General features: G+C 45.6%; 15 protein-coding genes and 1 pseudogene. 13 read left to right on the plus strand and 3 right to left on the minus strand.

Annotation, left to right across the window (positions count from 1 at the left end; genetic code table 11):
• Positions 1–2: 2 nt before the first annotated feature.
• Together AC4E8B_RS11075 and AC4E8B_RS11080 are read right to left on the minus strand one after the other, a co-directional pair.
• Complete coding sequence (locus tag AC4E8B_RS11075; RefSeq protein WP_490218972.1) at positions 3–1,577, minus strand: histidine kinase N-terminal 7TM domain-containing diguanylate cyclase; 1,575 nt, start codon at positions 1,575–1,577, stop codon at positions 3–5.
• A gap of 147 nt (positions 1,578–1,724) precedes the next feature.
• On the minus strand, positions 1,725–2,150 hold the full coding sequence (locus tag AC4E8B_RS11080; protein WP_490218974.1) for a VOC family protein: 426 nt from the start codon (positions 2,148–2,150) through the stop codon (positions 1,725–1,727).
• Positions 2,151–2,320: 170 nt separating this feature from the next.
• On the opposite strand from AC4E8B_RS11080, the gene AC4E8B_RS11085 reads away from it, so the two are divergent.
• The 9 genes from AC4E8B_RS11085 (at position 2,321) to AC4E8B_RS11125 (ending at position 12,560) form a co-directional block, all read left to right on the plus strand.
• Positions 2,321–3,586, plus strand: a complete 1,266-nt coding sequence (locus tag AC4E8B_RS11085) for an MFS transporter (protein WP_490218976.1) — start codon at positions 2,321–2,323, stop codon at positions 3,584–3,586.
• A gap of 425 nt (positions 3,587–4,011) precedes the next feature.
• A complete protein-coding gene (locus AC4E8B_RS11090; protein WP_490218978.1) occupies positions 4,012–4,374 on the plus strand; it encodes a MarR family winged helix-turn-helix transcriptional regulator in 363 nt (120 codons plus the stop codon).
• Between the two features lie 29 nt (positions 4,375–4,403).
• Positions 4,404–6,002, plus strand: coding sequence for an MDR family MFS transporter (locus AC4E8B_RS11095; RefSeq protein ID WP_490218979.1), 1,599 nt, complete (start codon positions 4,404–4,406; stop codon positions 6,000–6,002).
• 117 nt (positions 6,003–6,119) lie between these two features.
• Positions 6,120–7,391 (plus strand): kynureninase, encoded by a 1,272-nt coding sequence (gene kynU / locus AC4E8B_RS11100; RefSeq protein WP_490218981.1) that lies wholly within the window; start codon positions 6,120–6,122, stop codon positions 7,389–7,391.
• A gap of 10 nt (positions 7,392–7,401) precedes the next feature.
• On the plus strand, positions 7,402–8,028 hold the full coding sequence (gene kynB, locus AC4E8B_RS11105) for an arylformamidase (protein WP_490219629.1): 627 nt from the start codon (positions 7,402–7,404) through the stop codon (positions 8,026–8,028).
• A 15-nt stretch (positions 8,029–8,043) separates the two neighbouring features.
• The gene (locus tag AC4E8B_RS11110) at positions 8,044–8,742 is read left to right on the plus strand and encodes a tryptophan 2,3-dioxygenase family protein (RefSeq protein ID WP_490218983.1); all 699 of its coding nucleotides are present in this window, start codon (positions 8,044–8,046) and stop codon (positions 8,740–8,742) included.
• Between the two features lie 300 nt (positions 8,743–9,042).
• Positions 9,043–11,367 carry an RNA polymerase recycling motor HelD gene (gene helD, locus AC4E8B_RS11115; RefSeq protein ID WP_490218985.1) on the plus strand — a complete coding sequence of 775 codons (2,325 nt, stop codon included), beginning with the start codon at positions 9,043–9,045 and terminating at the stop codon, positions 11,365–11,367.
• A gap of 583 nt (positions 11,368–11,950) precedes the next feature.
• A complete protein-coding gene (locus AC4E8B_RS11120) occupies positions 11,951–12,298 on the plus strand; it encodes a KH domain-containing protein (protein ID WP_490218987.1) in 348 nt (115 codons plus the stop codon).
• 70 nt (positions 12,299–12,368) lie between these two features.
• Entirely contained in the window at positions 12,369–12,560 is a 192-nt protein-coding gene (locus AC4E8B_RS11125; protein ID WP_490218989.1) for a hypothetical protein, read from the plus strand.
• Between the two features lie 35 nt (positions 12,561–12,595).
• Here the strand turns inward: AC4E8B_RS11125 and AC4E8B_RS11130 are convergent, their stop codons facing one another.
• The gene (locus AC4E8B_RS11130; protein WP_490218991.1) at positions 12,596–13,972 is read right to left on the minus strand and encodes a dipeptidase; all 1,377 of its coding nucleotides are present in this window, start codon (positions 13,970–13,972) and stop codon (positions 12,596–12,598) included.
• Positions 13,973–14,191: 219 nt separating this feature from the next.
• Between AC4E8B_RS11130 and AC4E8B_RS11135 the strand changes: the two genes are divergently transcribed.
• The 4 genes and pseudogenes from AC4E8B_RS11135 to AC4E8B_RS11150 all read left to right on the plus strand — a co-directional run bounded on the left by AC4E8B_RS11135 (position 14,192) and on the right by AC4E8B_RS11150 (position 20,869).
• On the plus strand, positions 14,192–17,608 hold the full coding sequence (locus tag AC4E8B_RS11135) for a hypothetical protein (RefSeq protein WP_490218993.1): 3,417 nt from the start codon (positions 14,192–14,194) through the stop codon (positions 17,606–17,608).
• A 144-nt stretch (positions 17,609–17,752) separates the two neighbouring features.
• The gene (locus AC4E8B_RS11140; RefSeq protein WP_148976976.1) at positions 17,753–18,508 is read left to right on the plus strand and encodes a TraR/DksA C4-type zinc finger protein; all 756 of its coding nucleotides are present in this window, start codon (positions 17,753–17,755) and stop codon (positions 18,506–18,508) included.
• Positions 18,509–18,852: 344 nt separating this feature from the next.
• Complete coding sequence (locus tag AC4E8B_RS11145) at positions 18,853–19,281, plus strand: DUF6188 family protein (protein ID WP_490218995.1); 429 nt, start codon at positions 18,853–18,855, stop codon at positions 19,279–19,281.
• Positions 19,282–19,535: 254 nt separating this feature from the next.
• A pseudogene (locus AC4E8B_RS11150) lies at positions 19,536–20,869 on the plus strand (phenylacetate--CoA ligase family protein).
• The last annotated feature ends 18 nt before the right edge of the window (positions 20,870–20,887 follow it).

The raw sequence follows: 20,887 nt of genomic DNA on the forward strand, positions 1-20,887 counted from the left end.
GCCTATACTTCCGTCAACTCTGCTTCCCTCACAAATCGCTGGACATTATTCCTTCCATTCCTTTTGGCAGCATACAAAGCCTGGTCTGCTTCTCTCATCAGAAATTGAATAGGATCGTCCAAAACCTGCGGAAAAAGAAACATATGTGAAACTCCTAAACTAAGCGTTGCATGCACATAAACCTGGCCCAACTTGGTGTACTGTCCTGAAACATTGAGCCGTATCGCTTCAGCTAAATCATAGGCTTCGTCAAAGGAAGTATCCGGCAGCAGAATGATAAATTCTTCCCCTCCGTATCTGCCTATCACATCCGCAGCGCGAATGCTCTCTTTGGCAACCCTCGCAACATGGGAGAGTACAAAATCCCCAGTCTCATGGCCGTATTCATCATTGATCTTTTTAAAGTGGTCGATGTCAAACATGATTAAGGAGACATTCCCCCCATTTGGACCGATGCCTCCGAGTGATTCCTGGGATTGTTTCATAAAATAGGTCCGGTTAAACACCTGGGTAAGGCCGTCGATTGATGCCAGTTCTTTCAGCCTATCCTGGATCTCTATTTTCTCAGTAATGTTAACGAATGAAATAATCCGCCCAATTTTATGGCCGTTTTTATCCTCGACATCTGACATTTGAACCTGGTGATGGATTTTTTTATCATCCTGGATCCACTCATAATCGCAGTCCATCCCATTTTCTATAATTTCCTCAAGCAAGCGAAATCCGGAAAATGCCTCTTTAAATGGCTTACCAATCACAGAAGGCTTGAGAAAAGGCATGATTGGAACCATCGCCGAGTTGTAGTCAAGGATGATATCCTTCGTATTTAGAACAATAACGCCTTCTTTCATTCTGTCAAAAACCGTATCTCTCAAAATGGGAGTTACATCGAACATTTTGAAAGACATTAAAGCGGCCCAGTGGAAAAGATAAGATAAGCTCATGGAAACGGGGCCAAGATCAATGCCATATGGGCTAAGGTCGTTTAAGTAGAAATAATTTGCAAGAATCGGGAATACCAGCCCGGCAGCCATGGACAATATTTGGATTCTGAACAGAAGGGATGCACCTTTTAGCTTAAGAAGCAATGTCAGGACACTGACCGCCAGACAGATGAACATATAAAAAGCATGAACATAAAAGAACGGGCCATATTCAAGATCGGCAATCGGGAAGGGGGCGTCATTTCTCAGCTCAACAGCCTTATAGTACAGGTGGTGAAGGTCATTAGTTGCATGCATGAAGATGGTTACGCTGGGAAAAAGGAAAAGCATATAAATGACCCAGAGTTTCAGCTTTTGACCGGCATATTCGGCACACATTAAGAAGATAAAGGCAGGAATAAAGGGCATGACAAGATATTCCATACTTAACCATAGTTTGATGCCCTTCAGTGTGGAACTGGACAATTCAAACACATAGAAAAGGGAAAAAAGTGACGATAAGATGGTAGCGATGATATATGATTTAGCACCTGGAGCGCCTTTTAGCTTAAAGCAGGCAAATAGGCATAAACATAAACTCAAAACTCCTGAAAAAGCTACCAGCGATTTATATAAAATTAATTCATTGGTCATGTAATGTACTCCAGTAGTAGAAATCTTTTCAAAGATTATTAATCATAATAAAGTATACTTTAAGACCTATGGGGCAGGGAAGGTCTTTTGTCATTTAAAGGATGAAAAAGAAAAAAACGCCTTCCATTTTAGAGAAGGCGGTTAGGGTTATTCATTTACTGTTCCAGGATAATCACAATATTCAATAATCGTCCCTTCAGTATCTGCAGGATTCAGATACACGAGCCTCCTGCCATGCTTGTTTGTCCGGAGGGAGTCCTCAAGTATCCGAATACCACTCGTTTCAAGGTCATCAATTGCCGCCATCAGATCTGGCACCCGGTAGGCGATGTGGTGGACGCCTTTTCCTTTTTGCTTGATGAACCGGGCGATGGGGGAGGTTGTATTGTTTGTCGGCGCCAGCAATTCAATACGGTCGCCGTTGACCGCCAAAATGCAGACCTCGCTTTCGACTCCCGGTGCCTCACTTACATATCTGTCAATCAGCTCAGCGCCGAGAATATTTGTGTAAAACTTGAGAGTGCTGTCTATATCTCTTACGGCAATCCCAATATGATCCATAATTTTTTCCATAAGTATTGCTCCTTTCAATCTCTAACAGTTTAAAGGAAGTAAGCCTTGTTTACAATTTTTCTGCAGGCAGCTTAATGAAAAATTCACAAAAAATGTATAAAAAGCACTTGCAACGGTTTTGCTGAGAGACTATGATAGCTAAGGTAATTATTGTTTATGAATATCCTATAATGAAAGAAGATGTATATATGGCCCGACCGGCTTCGGCTGTCGATGCAAATGAGAAGCTCAGCATCCGCAATGGGATTGCTACTACTGTCATTTTGAACATCAGCACCAATTATTTTCCTCTGTTTGCGATCAGTGTCCTTGGCGTTACAAATTACCAGGTTGGACTGATTAGTTCCCTGCCCCAGTTTATCGGAGTTTTTGCCATGGTGATCGGCTCCCTGCTAATAGGAAGGATGGGAGAAAAAAAGCGGCTTACCGCATACTCCTTCCTGGCAGCCCGTTTTTTCCTTTTAGCGATGTTTTTACTTGTGTATCTGCCTGAGGGCATGAGGGGCTGGATATTCGTCCTGCTTGTCGGGCTGATGAATTTTCCAGGCTCGATTGCCAACCTGAGCTGGCAGTCCTTCATCGGCGACTTGATACCGGACAGCCGCCGGAGCGGTTTCTTCAGCGAGCGGAACAGGGTCATGACCATTGTGGGCATGCTTTCAACATTTGCCATAGGCATTCTGCTGCAGCAGTTTGACCAGTCGAATGCGCTGCCGTTCCAGGCTTTATTCCTGGCAGCCTTTTTGATCGGGCTTGCGGAAGTGTATTATTTATTCAAGCATGAAGAGCCAAAGTCCAGCAGGAAAGCGGAGAAAAAGCTCAGTATCGGCCTTCATGTTTTCAAGAACAAGCCTTTCTTGTATTTTATCATCTGCAGCCTTTTCTTTAATTTCGGGTGGCAGATGGCGTGGTCGCTTTTCAGCATCTATCAGATCAAGATTGCGGGAGCCACTGCGCTCTGGATCAGCCTTTTCACTGTCGCCAATCAGCTTGCCCAAATCGTCAGCTTTAAATGGTGGGGGAGGATGGCTGATAAACACAGCAATGCGAAAATGATGATCCTTGTGTCTTTGGGTATGGCATCGGCACCAGTGCTGACGATCTTGTCGCCGAATATGGTGTATCTTGTACTCGTCAACTTCTTCTCCGGCCTGTTTGTTTCAGGCACCGTGCTGCTGCTCTTCAACCAGCTTCTGGAGGTAACAGAAGAAGAAACACGCAGCATCAGTATTTCCAATTATAATATATTGCTGGCGCTCGTCGCCTTCATTGCACCGCAGTTCGGGGTATTTCTTCTTGAAGCAGCGGGCATGGGTTCAGCGATGGTTGTTTCATCGGTACTGAGAGGAGCAGGTGCAATATTCTTCTTGGGCCTATTCATCTATTTAAGGAAATCAAAGGGCCATTCATTCAAATTAGCCAGAAATACGATCTAAATAATACAAAACCAAAAGCATGAAAAGCTTTTGGTTTTTTTGTCGTATAGAAAATTATAATTTGTAAATCTTAGGAAAAAATTCAAATCTTAATCAACGTCCAGCTGCAGCGCCTGCCCCCTCGAGGTCACAAGCCAAACCATCCAAAAAGGCAAAGAACGCCTTTCCGGGTAATTCGTTTTGAGGCCCCCAGGAAGCTGGTCATGCAGACGTTGCCACAAGACGAGGCGTTCTTAGTCTGCGTTCCTTAAGTGATCAAGGTGCTTGCGTTTTTGTTTTCTTGACAAAAAGAATGCATAGGATTATAGTTGCTTAAGTTAATAGTTCACAAAGTGAATTATTTATCTGGTAAATGGAAGCAGGGGGGGATATAAATTAGCAGGGATAGATTGATTTATGACCTGATTATAGCAGTGAGAGGAACTGTGAAAAAATCAAAAGCAGATTTTCAAGGCCTGTTTGACGGGTATATTCCTTTTAATGAATTCCTTGTTCTGAGAAGGCTGGCAGAAAAAGGTGAAAGCAGGGTTTCCCGGCTGGCTGGTGAGCTTGGGGTCTCAAGCAGCCATATAACGGCAGTCAGCGAAAAGCTGCTTGCCAAAGGACTGATCCTGCGGGGCGGAAGCGCACAAGACAGAAGGATTGTGTATTTGTCTCTGACCGAAGAAGGCAGAAAGATGGCAGCAGACCTGGAGCGGGTATCAAAGGATTATTTTGAAGAAAAGCTTCAGTATTTATCTGACGAAGAGCTCGCTGTGACAAGCATGCTGCTGGGGAAAATCCACTAAAAGAGATATCACAAGAGGTGAAGAAAAGAATGGAACATTTGAGCCAAAAAGAAAAAATTACGATTATGATTGCAATCATTGCCGCTATGTTTTTTGCGGCAGTCAATCAGACGATCGTCGGAAACGCCCTTCCAAAAATCATTTCTGATCTGGGCGGACTTGATTATTACAGCTGGGTTTTCACGATTTATATGCTGACCAGCGCCATTACAACAATCCTTGTCGGGAAACTGTCCGACATTTATGGACGTAAGCCGTTTATTTTAATTGGTATTATTATCTTTTCTATCGGCGCCTTTTTATCGGGAACGTCCTCCGACATTTTTGACCTGATCACATACCGCGGAATCCAGGGCTTTGGAGCCGGGATGATTATGTCTACCGCTTTTACGGCCGTAGGGGACCTTTTTGCCCCGCGCGAAAGAGGGAAGTGGCAGGGGGCAATGAGTGCTGTGTTCGGGATCTCCAGTGTCTTCGGCCCGACTCTCGGCGGCTATATCGTTGATAACCTGGAATGGAAATGGGTATTCTGGGTATTCCTTCCGCTCGGAATTGTAGCACTCGCCCTGATTTGGAAGCTCTTCCCGTCACAGGAAAAGAAAAAAGGAGAAAGTGTCGATTATATTGGTGCATTCTTCCTGACAGCTACCATAGTTCTTACTTTATTAGGATTTTCCTGGGCGGGGACGAAATATGACTGGGGTTCATCACAGATTATCATGCTGTTCGGCGGTGCTGTAATCTCACTCATCATTTTCATTTTTGTCGAAAGAAAAGTCAAAACACCGATTTTGCCGCTATTTTTATTTAAAAACGGCATTTTCACGATTTCGAACATCATTGGCTTCGTCATCGGGGTGTCTATGTTTGGCGGCGTCATGTATGTGCCTTATTTCATCCAGGGAGTTCTTGGATACTCGGCCACTCATTCAAGCTTCCTGACGATGGCCATGACTTTAGGGCTGGTTTTTGCCAGTGCTCTTGGCGGCCAGATCATCTCGAAGACAGGCAAATATAAGTTCCAGGCGATCCTGGGGTTATGCATTTCAGCTGTCGGTTTGTATTTATTGTCGCGGATGGATGCAGATACTTCGCAATATGCACTTGTTGGGTTTCTGATTCTTGTCGGATTTGGGATCGGGATCGGCATGACGGTATTTACGCTGACTGTCCAAAATGCAGTAGAGCAGAAATTCCTTGGGGTTGCCACCGCTACGTCCCAGCTTTTCCGTTCTGTCGGCGGAACAGTAGGTGTTGCCATTATGGGTACATTATTGAATAACCGCATGGAAGACAAAATGGCCACGATGTCACAGAACCAGAATACCAATAATATGGCTGCTTCTCCTGAGCTTGCAGGGAAACTGGAATCACTGAAGAATCCTCAGCTTCTCCTGGATCATGAGAAACTGGCCCAGGTTAAAGCTTCGCTGCCGGCAGAAGCAGCTTCCTTGTTCGAGCAAATTATTTCGATGCTAAGGGAAGCCCTCAGCTACGCTTTGTCAGGCGTGTTCTTATTTGTCACCTTCACGATGCTGGTGGCAGTCGTTCTTACCTTCTTCCTGAAGGAAATTCCTCTCAGGAGTGCGGCAGATACAAAGGCACCTGAGCCTGCAAAAAGCGAATAAATAAACGAAAGGAACCTGGCTTCTGCCAGGTTCTTTTTCCGTTTACCAGGTTCATTCAGAATATTGACAATACCCCTTTTCTGTCTTACCTTTTAAGGAGAGCTGGGAGGGAATAACTTGGAACATTTAAGAGAGAGAGCAGATTATTTGGATAAACAGGATCCGCTCCAAAAGTTTGCAGAAGAATTTTACATAAAAGATAAGATGATCTATTTGGATGGCAATTCACTGGGGCTTTTATCGGCAAGGGCAGAAAAAACGCTGCTCGACATGCTTGATTCATGGAAATACCTTGGCATAGACGGATGGATGAGCGGGAAGAACCCTTGGTACTATTTATCAGAAAAATTGGGCCAGAGGTCAGCAGCATTGGTTGGAGGAGAAGCAGAAGAAGTGATCGCAACCGCTTCCACTACGATTAATCTGCATCAGCTTGCTGCAACATTTTTCAAGCCGGAAGGCAAGCGGACCAAAATATTGGCCGACGAATTGAATTTCCCGTCTGATATTTATGCTCTGCAGTCGCAGCTCCAATTGAAGGGGCTGCCGCCTGAAGAGCATCTGGTCCAGGTGAAAAGCAGAGATGGCAGGACCATCAGTGAGGAAGACATTATAGAGGCGATGACGGATGAAATCTGCCTGATCATCCTTCCTACCGTTTTATATAGAAGCGGACAGCTTCTTGATATAGAACGGCTGACGAAGGAAGCTCATAAGCGGGGCATCCTTATCGGCTTTGATGCCTGCCACTCTGCTGGAGCGGTTCCGCACCATTTTTCAGAATGGGGCACTGATTTCGCGTATTGGTGCAGCTATAAATATATGAACAGCGGGCCCGGAGGAATAGGAGGCCTTTATGTGAATAAAAAGCATTTCGGCAGAGTGCCCGGCTTAACGGGCTGGTTCGGATCGGATAAAACCAGGCAGTTCGACATGGAACACAGTTTCACTCCAGCCCATGATGCAGGTGCTTATCAGATTGGCACACCGCATATTTTGAGCGCAGCGCCGCTCCTGGGATCGCTTGAAATGTTCGAAGAAGCCGGGATAGACAGAATCAGGGAGAAATCTTTGACTGCAACAGGATATCTGATGGAGCTGGCAGAAGCCTATCTGTCCGGTTATGGCCTTACAATCGGAACTCCAAGAGAAGATGAAAGGCGCGGCGGCCATGTCGCTCTTGAGCATGCAGATGCAGCAAGGATCTGCAAAGCCTTAAAAGAAAAAGGCGTCGTACCTGATTTCCGTGCTCCGAATATCATCAGGCTCGCACCGGTTGCCTTTTATACTTCGTACAATGATATTTGGAGAGCCGTGTCGATTTTAAAAGATATTATGGAAAACAGATTATATGAAAAATATGAAAACAAGCGCGAAATCATCGCATAAGGAGCAGCGTATGACGATCATCGATATTTCGAGAAAGCTTCACAAAGGGATGCCTGTCTGGCCCGGCGATACAGCTTTTTCTTATGAAGTGAGCTGGCCGAAGGAAGAAAGCGGTTCTGTTAATGTCGGCAAGCTTACCATGAGCATACACACCGGCACCCATGTTGATTCACCTTTCCATTTTGACACAGCAGGTAACAAGATGACGGATATTCCGCTTAAAGTGTATATAGGAAAAGCGCTGGTTGCCGATCTTGCAGGAGCAGCCAGCATCGGTAAGAAAGAGCTTGAAGGAATTGACCTGCAAGGCGCAGAGAGGATTCTTCTAAGGACGGGATCATGGGAGGATGCTGATTATTTTCCGGAAGATATCACCTTTTTAAATCCTGACATCGCAGTGTTTTTGGCTGAAAACGGCGTCAAGCTAATTGGTGTGGATGTACCTTCCGTTGATAAGCTGGACAGCAAAGACCTTCCCGCCCATCATGAGCTGCAGCGATGCGGGATCCATATTCTCGAGGGGCTCGATTTGAGCGGCGCAGAACCGGGAGTCTACGAATTGATCGCACTTCCCCTTCCTATTGAACATGCTGACGGAAGCCCGGTGCGCGCAGTGCTCAGAAAATATCCTGATTGAAATGGGAGTGATACTGTGAAAGAGGAAAGCAAACAGCCTACCGACTATGAAAAATACATTCGTACAGAAGAACTGCTCAGCCTTCAGAAGGAAGAAGGTGAGCTTTGCTGTGAGGATGAACTCACTTTTCAGACAGTCCACCAGATTGCGGAGCTTCATTTCAAACTGATCCTCCAATACTTGGACCGGTCATGCAGGAGCATGAAAAAAGGGGATGCTGAAGGGGCGAGCCTCATGCTTGACAGGATCAATGAGCATTTGCGCCAGCTCCCGCCCGTTTTCGATCTCGTAAAAGCCATCACACCTGCAGACTATCACACTATCAGACTGTTCCTTGGAAGGGGAAGCGGCCAGGACTCGCCAGGATTTAATGCTATTTTAAAAGAAGGGCCCAAGCTCTGGGAACCGTTCGAACAGCTGATAAAGAAAGAAAACAGGACTGTGCTCCAGCTTCTTGAAACACCGGACAGCAATCGGACGCTCTATCGGCTCTTGAAGAATCTGCTGACATTTGATGAATATTTCCAGACTTTCCGCCATTCACACATCCAGCTGGTCAGAAGGATGATCGGCCTGCGCACCAAAAGCCTTAAGGGGATACCTGCCCAGGCTCTGGAACGCGGTGCCAAGCATGAGTTTTATCCGCTTGCCTGGGATGCTGTCTGCGAGCTGACGGATCTTACAGGATCAAGCTATGATCCGAAGCCTTTATAGATAGTGAAAAAAATAGGGCTCCTGCTGTTTTGCAGGAGCCCTTGCAGTATATTTAAGGTTTTATTAAGTGAGAAAATCCCGGCCCTTCAGACAGCATATAAGCCAAACTCAAAAACACAAAAAAAACAAGACCGGCTAAAAACAGCGGTCTTGTTTAATATATGTATTAGTGTTACAATGAAGAGCGGTCTAAAAAAGACGATTGTAAATATATATTATTATCTAATTAAATAGTAACACAGAAACGCAAGTGGTGTCAACTATAAGCGGCCGTAATTTTTTCCGGGGAGTGTTTTTTATATGAGCAAACCAGGCGATAGCAAAGAAATGGAACAGCATCGGGTAAAAGAGATCATCAAGATTGCAGACAGCAAGATGCATAAGCTTTTGGATAAAGGCTCTGCAGCAGGCTCAGATGTCCTTGAACTCAAAAAAACATTCTGGGAAGATGTTACAGTCAATCTGGATGAGCCGGATGATGTGATTGAGACGTTTACGAGCATCAAGCAGCAGGCTGAGCTTTTATCTGAAAGGGAAAGGACCAAAAGCCAGCTTGACCGGCAGCTGAGTACATTGGCAAAAATCAAGAATTCTCCTTATTTCGGAAGAATCGATTTCCATGAAGACGGAGAAAAAGAGGGAGATGTTATTTATCTCGGGATATCCTCTCTTATGGATGAAGAAGATGAAAACTTCCTCGTCTATGATTGGCGGGCTCCAATATCAAGCATGTATTATGATTTTGCCCCCGGTCCTGCCCATTACAATACACCGGAAGGAACCATTGAAGGAGAAATGCTGCTGAAGCGGCAGTTCATCATCAGAGGCGGGAGAATTGAAGGGATGTTTGATACAGGGCTGACAATCGGGGACCAGCTTCTTCAGGAAGTTCTCGGCAATAAGGCGAGCACCCAAATGAAGTCGATTGTAGCAACCATCCAAAAAGAACAGAATGAAATTATCCGCAATGAAAACAGCAAGGTGCTGATTGTCCAGGGCGTCGCCGGAAGCGGCAAAACATCGGCTGCCCTGCAGCGGGTGGCCTATCTGCTTTACCGGCACAGAGGCACCCTTCAGGCAGACAATATCATGCTGTTTTCTCCGAATTCCCTTTTTAACAGCTATGTTTCAACCGTCCTTCCTGAGCTTGGCGAGGAAAATATGTCGCAGGCTACCTATCAGGAGTATATTACACGGAGCCTGGGCAGGGAGCTTGGGGTAGAAGATCCTTTTGATCAGCTGGAATCCATCCTTTCAGAAGAAAACACTCCTGAAAAAGAGATGAGGAAGAAGGCAATCAGGTTCAAGTCTGATACCGGATTCGATGATATGATAAACGCGTATGCCGGGAAGCTTTCGGAGGAAGGGCTGCAATTTGAAGATTTGCGTTTCCGCGGGGAGATTCTTTTTTCACATGAAAAGATCAGCCATTATTTCTACTCGCTGGATCAATCCATCTCCATTCCAAACCGTATGCAGCTGACAAAGGACTGGCTGCTTCAGGAGCTCCGGAAAATCCAAAAAGCCGAGCGGAAAAAAGTATGGGTGGAAGAGGAAATTCAGCTTCTTGAGAAAGTGGATTATCTGGAAGCTTTTAAAAAAGCACAGCAAAAGCAAAATAAAAACGGGGAGAACTTCGACGAGTTTGAACAAGAGCAGAAGTTCCTCGAGAACATGGTGGTCAACAAAAGGTTCAAAGGACTGAAAAGCAGGGTGAAGAACTTAAAGTTCCTTGATGTATTCGCCACATATGAACAGCTTTTCCGTAAAAATCATCTATTGGATGATTCTCTTTTTCCGGAAAACTGGGATGCTGTTTGCTCTATTACCACAGCGAATCTGAGCAAGGAAAAAATCCCCTACGAAGATGCCACACCATACTTATATTTGCAGCATCTCCTGGAAGGGAGGAAGCAGGATACGGGCATCAAACATGTGTTTATTGATGAAGCACAGGATTATTCTCCTTTCCAGTTTGCTTATATCAAAGAGCTGTTTCCCTACAGCAGGCTCACTCTTCTTGGCGATGTGAACCAGGCGGTTTATACTCATTCCATCGGTGCAACTACGCTGTACCACGGCCATGAGGAAGATGCGAAGACCATCGTGCTGACAAAAAGCTACCGTTCTTCCAGGCCAATTGTAGAATTCACAAGGTCTTTTATCAGCGGCGGAGATCTTGTTGAGCCGTTTAATCGGGAAGGCCGGCTTCCGGCAGTGATATTTGAAGAAAGCAGGGACTCCCTTCATGCCAAAATTGCCGAAACAGTGGAGAGGCAGCTGAAAGATGGTCATAAATCAATCAGCATTATCTGCAAGACGGCAAAAGAGAGCAAGGCCGCATTTGCAGGCTTGAAGGAATTGCTCCCGGATGTGCGGCTGATTGAAAAGGGAACCATCTCCTATGAAAAAGGCGTCACCATCATTCCGGCTTATTTGGCAAAAGGAATCGAGTTTGACACTGTCATCATTTATGATGCGTCTGCCTATGATCATGAAAGTGACCGGACCATCTTTTATACTGCCTGCACAAGGGCCATGCATGAGCTTGAAATCTTCTGCACAGGCAAATGGAATGATTTTATCCAGGAAGTCGATCCTGAGTTGTATAAAACAATCAGATAATTTTCAAAAGACATTGAGTGCAGACTCAGTGTCTTTTTTTCATGTTTTGCTAATGGTGGGCTCACTCAAGAAAAACTATTTAAGAGTAATTTTTTCTCCACCGTCCAGCCGCAAAAGAGTGGACTTTCCTGTGAGGGAATCGGTGACAAGTTGAAAAATAAGCGGAGAAATTCCCTCTAATTTCAAAAAACCTCTAAAAACAGCTCAAATAGACGGAGAAATTCCGACTATCGGCTCAAAAAACAGGGAAATGGGCGGCTTCGCCCATCTTAACCGGAATTTTTCCGCTTATGTACACTCACCGATGCCCTATTCAGCTGTCTAACCGGAAAATTTCCGCTTATTTTCAAAGCTTGCCGGTCACTCAAATAGGATAAGTTTTGCTGTTTTTAAAACCATTCCTTCACCATCCTGCTTCGTTAGCTGAATAAGCCTCTCTTTATGCAACACCATAAAATGTAAATTAATCCTATTTATATTAGTAAGCAGCAATCTTTACCAAGAGACCCTAATAAAAAGAGGTTTTGGATGCAGCCAATAGGGAAAAATGCGAAAGAGATGCCGGAAGGAGTGGAGATACATAATGGCTGAATCAAAAGTGGCAGGCGTATTTTCTTCTGCAGATGAAATCATCCGGAAAGCAGCGGATGCTTCTTCCGCAGAAAGCTTTATAGTGGTGGGCAGGGAAGGTGAAGAGGCGGACAAGCTGAAAGAAAAAACAGGAGTGCAGGTTGAAATGGTTAAAAATTCACCTTCCAACGATGGCCCGGTTTTCCGGAATCTTGCCACAGCGTTTGAACAGGATGGAGAAGACCCGGCCCTTTCCCGCAGTCTCGAAAAGCTGACTGACCTTGGCCTGTCAGCCGCGGATGCCCGGGAAGTCCTGGGTTATGCAGAAGATGGGCTGCTTGTACTCTTAAAATCAAACTGATCTATCGTGGTTTGGAATCTCCCTTCCGGCAGAGGTAAATCATATAGAATTAAAGAGGAGATGTTTTGAAATGGAAAAATTTAAAATTGTTTACACATTCGAGAAAGGCCTGGAGGTCACTGAGGAGATTGAGGCCGAAAGCCGCTCTGAGGTTATTGGAAGGATCAAGGACCTTGAAGGATTTATCGAGTTTACAGACAAAGAGGAAAATTACCACCGTTTCAGCTTTGATGATGTAAAATTAGTTTCTATCAAGAAATAAAGAAAAGGCGCTGGGATGCGCCTTTTCCTATGGTCTCAGAACCTTTCTTCCGCCAGGTCAATCCAATAATGGCAGAGGGTCTGCAGGCCTTTATCAAAGTTCTCCAGATGGAAATGCTCATTGGGAGCATGGAAATTCTCATCCGGCAGACCGAAGCCCATCAGTACGACTGGCAGCCCCAGAAGCTGGTCGAAAACGGAAACGATCGGAATCGATCCCCCTCCGCGGGTGAACGCCGCCTGCACACCGTATACTTTTTCGTAAGCTTTTCCGGCAGTCTGGATGGCCGGGTGATCAAATGGAGTAACGTAAGGTGCACCTTTGTCGAATAAAGTGACGCTCAGTTCAACTCCAGGGGGCGTCTGCTTTTTGATATGCTCCTCGAGAAGGCGGGCGATTTCATCCGGATCCTGGTTGGGGACAAGGCGGCATGTGATTTTGGCTGATGCCCGGGAAGGAATGACCGTTTTGATCCCTTCGCCCTGGAAGCCTCCCCCGATGCCATTCACCTCTAAAGTCGGCCTGATCCAAAGCCTTTCAACAGTTGAATACCCTGATTCCCCAAACAGCTCCTTTACACCGGCCTGTGATCTGAAGCTGTCATCTTCTAAGCCAAGATTTTCATAAGCTTCTTTTTCCTGCTGGGTCAATGCTTCCACCTGATCATAGAACCCGTCGACCAATATTTTCCCGTCAAAATCATGGAAGGAAGACACAATTTTCGCCAAGGCATGTATCGGATTCTGCACCGCTCCTCCATATAAGCCTGAATGCAGATCAGCATTTGCTCCTTTTAAGTCAATCTGCAGCCCGCAGAGCCCTCTTAGTCCATAGCAAATGGAGGGCCTGCCTTTTTCCATTATGCTGGTATCCGAAATCACTGCTGCATCTGCAGAAAGGAGTTCTTTATGCTCCTCTGCGAATTTTGGCAGATTCGGACTCCCGATTTCCTCTTCACCTTCTATGCAGAATTTAAAATTGACAGGCGCAGTCCCATTCACCTTCAATAATGCTTCAAAAGCTTTGATATGCATGAACACTTGTCCTTTATCATCGCTCGCACCCCTGGCAAAAATCTTATCACCCCTGATCTCCGGATCAAAAGGGGGACTTTGCCACAGCTCGAGCGGATCGGCTGGCTGGACATCATAATGGCCATAAATCAGGACGGTAGGATTGCTTTCATCTCTTATGTAGTCGCCGTAAACAACCGGATGGCCGGATGTCGCAAAAATTTCTACATTTTCAGCACCTGCTTTTTCAAGCGCCTTCGCCGTCCATTCTGCTGCCTTTCTGACATCTTCCTTATGATCAGGCAGGGCGCTGATGCTGGGAATCGATAAAAACTCCGTCAGCTCCTGCAGGTGGGTGTCGCGTTCTTTTTTCAAATGGTTAAATACATCGTTTAGCATAGCTGCAGCCTCCTATTTCTCTGCACAGGGCGGGTATACTCCCCAGCCGGCAGAGCATTAGCAAATAAATATTTTATATTCTCCAAAACCCTCTATAAAACCTCCCTCTCGCAAAAATTCTGTCAATTTTATTAAAAATTGTTTTAAAAAAGATTCTTTTGGTGTAATATTACACTAAAAGAATTCATTGGAATTTTATTGAAAAAGGGGGGCATATCCTTGAGTTCTCTTACCAAAGAGCATGAAAAGCAAATTTTCCAAAAAGAACTGTATAAACTGAAAAAGCAGGAATTCATTGGCGCGGACGATTACGACAGGGTGCTTGGAGCTCATTTTGCTTACTATCAGTCACTCGAATTGGATGAAGTGGAAGTGAAAAAGGCGGAGGAGCCGAAAAAGGAAGAGAAGGCGATCAGTACACCTGTGCCTGCCTCTTCACCTGACAAGCCTTATAGTGCTGCACCAAAAAACCGGAGCCCCGAGGAAGTACGGGAACGGAATATATCGATGACGCTGAATCTCGGCGTCTTGCTGCTCCTGGTTGGAGGGCTGTTTGTTGCAACAAGCAATTGGGATGAAATGAGCGATTGGATGAAGAGCGGTTCTATTGCACTTGTATCATTGCTGTTCTTCGGGATCTCCCTGGCAGCCGGGAAGCTTCTCGGAATACATAAGACGGCTTTTGCTTTTAATGTGCTGGGAAGCCTGTTTCTGCCCATCTTTCTGCTGTCGGTAAGCTGGTTCGGTCTCATGGGCTCATATTTATCTTTTTATGGTGAGGGAAGTTATTTTTATGCTGCTGCGGGAGCATTGATCCTGGCTCCGTTTTATGCTTTCCTTGCCCGGCAAATGGGTTCGAGGCTTTTCGTCTGGTTTTCTTTCTCAGCATTAACATCGGCGGCAGGCTTCCTGCTGCTTGCACTGGGCGCAGGGCAGGATACCTTTTATTTAGGCATGATGATTTATAATGCTGGACTGATTGCTCTGTTCCTGAAAGGGAGGAAAAAGAGCTTTTCTCCCCTGTTTATTGGGGAACTGTCTTACATAGTCCAGGCAAGCCTGATTTTATCGACTGTTTTGATGCTTTCTTTTTATCAAAATACTTTTAGTATTGGTGTCAATCTGCTTTTTGCAGCTGTTCTTTTTATGGCCAGTGTGTATGTTTCGGGCAGGAAGGAATACCACTTTGCGTTCACGCTGCTGATTGTTATGGGGATTTATCAGCTGACGGACAATTCCCTGCTGGAGCTTTTCAGCCCGGCAGTTTATGCGGCTGCCGGCGCAGGGTTTATGTTCCTGCCAAAACTGCTCAGGGAAGATGAAGGCTGGGAGAAGATATTCCAGTGGACGAGTGCTGCTGTGTCTCTTTTTGTCTTCTTATTTATAAGTGCGGAGGCAGCGCTGGCAGGATTGAATGATCCGTCTCTTAGCTTGCTCCTCGCTTACCTGATTCTTTCATGCCAATTCTTGTTTCTGGCCGGCGGGAAGAATGGATTATTTGCTTATTTGAGCCCTGTTTTCTTATTCGCAGCATCATGGGAGCTTCTGTTATTGGCTGATATGCTTTTCTCATTCAAAGATTTTCTGTTTCCTGTATTTTTGTCCGGCGCTGCTATATATGTTATATTCGGCATCCTTAAAACACCGGAATGGCTTCGGGTGATCAGCCAAAGTTCACGGGATATTGGACTGGGTGTAATGGGCATCTGCATGATGCTGTCCTCAAGCTTTGCATATTGGGGCAAGCTTGCTGTTATGCTGATGCTGCTCAGCCTTCTGTTCCGGATGTCCCGAACCGCTGAAAAAAGGAAAGAGTTCAGCGAAGCTTTGATATGGGCAGTTCCTTTGTCATTTGCACTGGCTTTCTTCTCCTTGGGGGAATGGCTCCGAACCAGCTGGCCATTTTACAGGGAAACACTCGGATTTGCGATGAATGCTATTCTGGCTGCTGCCAGCTTGATGATAGCCAGGATGCTGTATAAGGAATCTGAGCCGGCAATGAGGAGATATATGTTTTTTATCTCCCAGGCTTTTTATTCCGCGGCCGTTCTTTCTGCGATATTCCTCCCTCTGAATGAGTGGATAAGAGCAGCTGTATTGGTTTGCGGAATAAGGATATATTACAAACTTCATGAAGCAGTGAAAAATAGGCTGTCGTCTTACCTGATGCCCGCAATCGTGTTTGCAGCTTATTTTGCTCTTTTAACTGCTGTCAGCAGGATGGTGTTACTGCCTGACATAGTCCGCTGGACAGAGATTGTCATGCCGGGCATTATCCTTGCCGGAATTTCGGCTTTCTTAAGGAATAAAGAACAAATGCTATTTCGTTCTTTTGCATGGTCTGCCCATGTTTATCTGCCCTTTGCATTGGCTTTGACCTGGCTGCTTCATAGTGAGCATGCTTTCATCAGTTTGGCTGCTGCATGTGCTGTATATTGGATCAGTTCCCGGCAATCCTGTCGTGAGTGGCAGACGAAAGCCTTTTTGTACAGTGCTTGTTTTTCACTGTTTTTGTTTTTCTATTCGCTTGACCTTTTAATTTTTGAAGGAAGCAGCAGGCAGTATGTTTTCATGCTCTCAAGCTTTGTGATCTACGGGCTTTCCCGCCTGATGACAGGGGACGATCAGAAGCGGCTGCCTTATTATCTTGTCCCATTCTCTTTAATCGGGCTTGCCTCCCTGCTGCTTGAGTATCCTTTTGGCCTGGCAGATTTCTCCCTCGCTGTCATATACGGAGCTGGTATTATATTCTATCTCCATAGCAGAAGCTTGGAGTACCTGATTGGCCTCCCGCTGGTGCTGATCTGGTTTGCAGCTATGATGTATATTGCTGCATCTGGAATGGGGGCGGTACTCTGGCTGCTGGTCATGGGCGGAATGGGGGCTGTTCTGATCTTTATCGGCCATTTATTTTCCAAACAGCTTTATCAAAAAACTGAACAGGGTTTGAGGTTTGACAGCTATACACCGGCCGGCCTGCTTTTCCTGGCAGGAATGTATCCGGCGGAGGGCGGCATACTTACGGAGGTGCTGCCCGGAATTCTTATTTCGTTGGCATTATGGTCTCAAGGGAGGCGGATGCCGCAGAGATGGAGCTGGATTCCGCCCGCTGCCGGTGCTGTGTATTTGCTTCAGCCATACTTTGCCCTATTAGAGTATTTACCGATCCCTCAAGTGCTCATCAGGGAGGCTTATGTGCTTCCTTTCATTGCAGTTGTTATTCTGATAAGACTCATCCTGAAGGGGCGTTTCGCAGACTTCATCAGCAAGCTTCAATGGGCTGTGCTTGCTGTGTCAGCATTTCTTCTTGTGGAAGACGGCCTCGCAGGCTCGACCATTCAGGATGCCCTGGTCATTGGGGTTTTATCGCTGCTGTCCATTTTTGGCGGACTGATCTGGAAAATCAAATCGTATTTCTTTACAGGCTTTGCCATTCTTTTACTTAATGTATTGATGCAATCCAGGCCGTTTTGGGGCAATCTGCCATGGTGGGCTTACCTGCTGATCGCCGGCAGCCTTTTAATTGCAGCTGCAAGCTATTATGAATGGAATAAGCAGAAAGCTGCAAAAGGGGAGACTGGCATACTGGAACGTTTCCGGAATAGGATCATCCAGAGTCTGAAAAAATGGAAATAGAGAAAGGGAGGGCGCAGTTGCCTTTCCTTTTTAAATTAGAGCGGCAATCAAAGAACCGTTCATTTAACACTATTTAACACTCATGGAATTGCACCGTACATCCCAAAATATAGGTAGAACAAAACAGAAGGGAGAGATGGAATCTTGCTTACTAAAGACGAAATAGCAGCGTTCCGTTCCCAGCTATTGCATGAAAAAAAAGATCTCGAAGAAAGATTTCAGTCCAATGACAATTTTGACCTGACAAGGGACCATCCCCATGAATCCGTCGGGGAGCTGTCAAGCTACGATAACCATCCTGGTGACGAAGGAACGGAGCTGTACGAACGCGAAAAAGACCTTGCGCTGAACGAGCATTATAAGCTTGAACTGAGCAATATTCTCAAAGCGCTGCAGGCGATTGACCAGGGAACCTATGGCATTTGTGAAGTGTGCCATAAAGAAATTCCAAAAGAACGCCTGGAAGCTCTGCCGAATACAACGTACTGCAAGGAGCACAGCCCTGACCAGGTTACTTCCCATGAAAGGCCGATCGAAGAAGGTGTGCTGATGCCTCCTTTCGGCAAATTCGATATGGACGAGCAGGATGAAAATGTTTCGTTTGATGCTGAGGATGCGTGGCAGGAAGTCGAAAGCTGGGGGAACTCCGAGACGCCATCCGACTTTATTGTTCCGCCTGACCATTATAATGATACCAATATCGAAGCGGAAGAAAATATCGGCTATGTAGAGGATTACGAAAACTTCATCGGGACAGATATTGAAGGCAAGAATATCACAGTATACCCAAGTGCACAGCATGAAAGGTATGAAGAGGCCCTTGATGAAGAAGGCATCATGACAACCTTCGGCGACCTTCCTGCCTATGAACATGATCCATATGTCGAAGACGAAAGCTGACTCTTAGGAGTTGGCTTTTTTTATGTAAAGGCTTCATGACATTTCCAGCTGAGGTGACTCTTTAGTATCCTTTGCCCTGGATTGCTGACCAAGGACAAGTTGTTTTTCCGTTCCTTTGTGGCTCAACAGATACACCGCATCTGCCGAAAATGCTGGTTAATGATTTGGCATGGTATTTTTTCAAAGATATAATAAAAGAAGCATATCGGATGAAAAGGGACTGTTAAGTCAGGTATTGGAGAAAATGCAGGAACATAGATATTTGGAACCCTCTAAACCGGAAAAATTAAACCAGAGGGTAAGCAACTCTAATTGAAGTACATAAAGCTGGGAGAATAAAATATATGAGCAAATTAAGTGGTATCGATTTTTCGCATTTTGAAAAGCAATCCATTGTCAATGTTATTATTGGCTCAAATTCTCTGCTTGAAGTGGAGTTGACGGCAGGAGGGCTTGTCGCTGAATGTCCATGGAGGCTCCAGCGCGGAAATAAAATCATGGCCGGAAGCAGCGATTCCCGGGATGTTCCTGCAAATGTGCAGCTGAAAGAGTCGCTCATTGGCTGCCAGGTAAGTGAAGTAAATTTTATGGAAGAAGTTAAAATGCTGCGCATCGCTTTTTCCGGCTCAATGGTTCTCGATTTATTTCATGACAGCTGCCATTTTGAGGGGTGGGAATTATACAGTGAAGATGGGTTTACATTTATTTCATTGCCTGAAGGGGATTTTTCTCTCCAGGAATTATGCGCAACAGAGGGCCGATGCAGGGGATAGAGTGTTCAATAATAAAGCCGTCAGGAGATCATATTTTCCTGGCGGCTTTTTAAATGACAAAAGGGAGCATCAACTATATTACCGGAGACTGAGTAAAAAAACTTCCCCATTTAGCATACTATCCACCGAGAATTGAATTTTCTGAAAAATAAATTGACATCTGTTTTTGTTCAGGTTATCTTAATGGTATAACAGTTAATATACACAACGAATTTTTTACGTCATATACAGAAATAGGAATGGGAGGGCGTCCGTTGATTCTTCATAGCATTGAAAATGCGAGCAGAGAAAGGATTGATGCAGTCCAATTGGAAGGGCTTAAGACTACGGCTGCAAGAGTATTTCGCGAAGTTCCGTTTTACAGGCAGAGATTCTCGGAATCTCACATACTGCCTCAGGACATTCAGACGCTGGAAGATCTTCAGAGGCTGCCATTTACAGAGAAAGAGATTTAAGGAGCCAGTATCCGTTTGGCCTTTTTGCTGTTCCGATGGATAAAGTGGTCCGCCTGCATGCTTCTTCAGGCACGAGCGGAAAGCCGACGGTTGTCGGCTATACAAAGAAGGATATTGGCATTTGGACAGAGCTGGTGGCCCGTGCCATTGCGCTTGGCGGCGGAAAGCCGGGTGAACGCCTGCATAATGCCTATGGCTATGGGCTTTTTACCGGGGGCCTTGGCTTGCATTATGGCAGCGAACACCTCGGAATGGCCACTGTCCCTGTTTCAGGCGGCAGCACAGAACGGCAGATCATGCTCATTCAGGACTTTGAACCTTCAGTTATTTGCGGGACTCCTTCATATATTTTGACTATTGCAGAGAAGATGGAGGAAATGGGGATAGATCCTGGAGAAACTTCACTGAAATACGGGATATTCGGTGCAGAGTCCTGGTCGGAGGAAATGCGGGATGTGTTGGAGAGGAAGCTTAATATCAAAGCCTGCGACATTTACGGGCTGAGCGAGGTCATGGGTCCTGGCATCAGCATGGAATGCCACGAGGCTCAGGATGGGCTGCATATTGCAGAGGACCATTTTATTGCGGAGGTAATCGACCCGGAAACTTTGAAAGCGCTTCCTTTCGGCTGCGAAGGTGAACTCGTCTTTACGAGCATCTCGAAGGAAGCTTTTCCTGTCATCCGCTACCGGACTGGCGACATTGCGAGCTTGTCTAAAGAACAGTGCAAATGCGGCAGGACAACTGCCAGGATGTCGAGGGTAAAAGGCAGGATCGACGATATGCTTAATATCAATGGCGTGAATGTTTTTCCTTCCCAGATAGAAAGCTGTCTGGTTGGCCAGGAGGACGTCTCGCCTCACTATCAGATTGCACTTCATTCCGGCAAGGCGCTCAAATCACTTGTCCTGCATCTTGAGTTGGAGGAAAGATCATATTCAAAGCTCGGCGGTGATTTACGGTCCGATTATGCGGAAGAAATCCGAAACAGGCTTAAAAACCATTTAAAATCACAATGCTATATTTCCATTTCCGTAGAGCTTCATCCTCCGAAAAGCATACCACGTTCTGAGGGTAAAGCGGTAAGGATTATGGATTGCACGAATGGGCCGGAAGCATTAAGCAGGACTTGAAAGAAGGAGGCTGACATT

This window comes from Bacillus sp. SRL543, from assembly GCF_984799205.1.

What these genes read in the sequence shown, in the direction of transcription:
- AC4E8B_RS11075 (WP_490218972.1), bottom strand. Translation starts at nt 1,577, where the DNA reads ATGACCAATGAATTAATTTTATATAAATCGCTGGTAGCTTTTTCAGGA.
- AC4E8B_RS11080 (WP_490218974.1), bottom strand. Translation starts at nt 2,150, where the DNA reads ATGGAAAAAATTATGGATCATATTGGGATTGCCGTAAGAGATATAGAC.
- AC4E8B_RS11085 (WP_490218976.1), top strand. Translation starts at nt 2,321, where the DNA reads ATGAAAGAAGATGTATATATGGCCCGACCGGCTTCGGCTGTCGATGCA.
- AC4E8B_RS11095 (WP_490218979.1), top strand. Translation starts at nt 4,404, where the DNA reads ATGGAACATTTGAGCCAAAAAGAAAAAATTACGATTATGATTGCAATC.
- kynB (WP_490219629.1), top strand. Translation starts at nt 7,402, where the DNA reads ATGACGATCATCGATATTTCGAGAAAGCTTCACAAAGGGATGCCTGTC.
- helD (WP_490218985.1), top strand. Translation starts at nt 9,043, where the DNA reads ATGAGCAAACCAGGCGATAGCAAAGAAATGGAACAGCATCGGGTAAAA.
- AC4E8B_RS11120 (WP_490218987.1), top strand. Translation starts at nt 11,951, where the DNA reads ATGGCTGAATCAAAAGTGGCAGGCGTATTTTCTTCTGCAGATGAAATC.
- AC4E8B_RS11125 (WP_490218989.1), top strand. Translation starts at nt 12,369, where the DNA reads ATGGAAAAATTTAAAATTGTTTACACATTCGAGAAAGGCCTGGAGGTC.
- AC4E8B_RS11130 (WP_490218991.1), bottom strand. Translation starts at nt 13,972, where the DNA reads ATGCTAAACGATGTATTTAACCATTTGAAAAAAGAACGCGACACCCAC.
- AC4E8B_RS11145 (WP_490218995.1), top strand. Translation starts at nt 18,853, where the DNA reads ATGAGCAAATTAAGTGGTATCGATTTTTCGCATTTTGAAAAGCAATCC.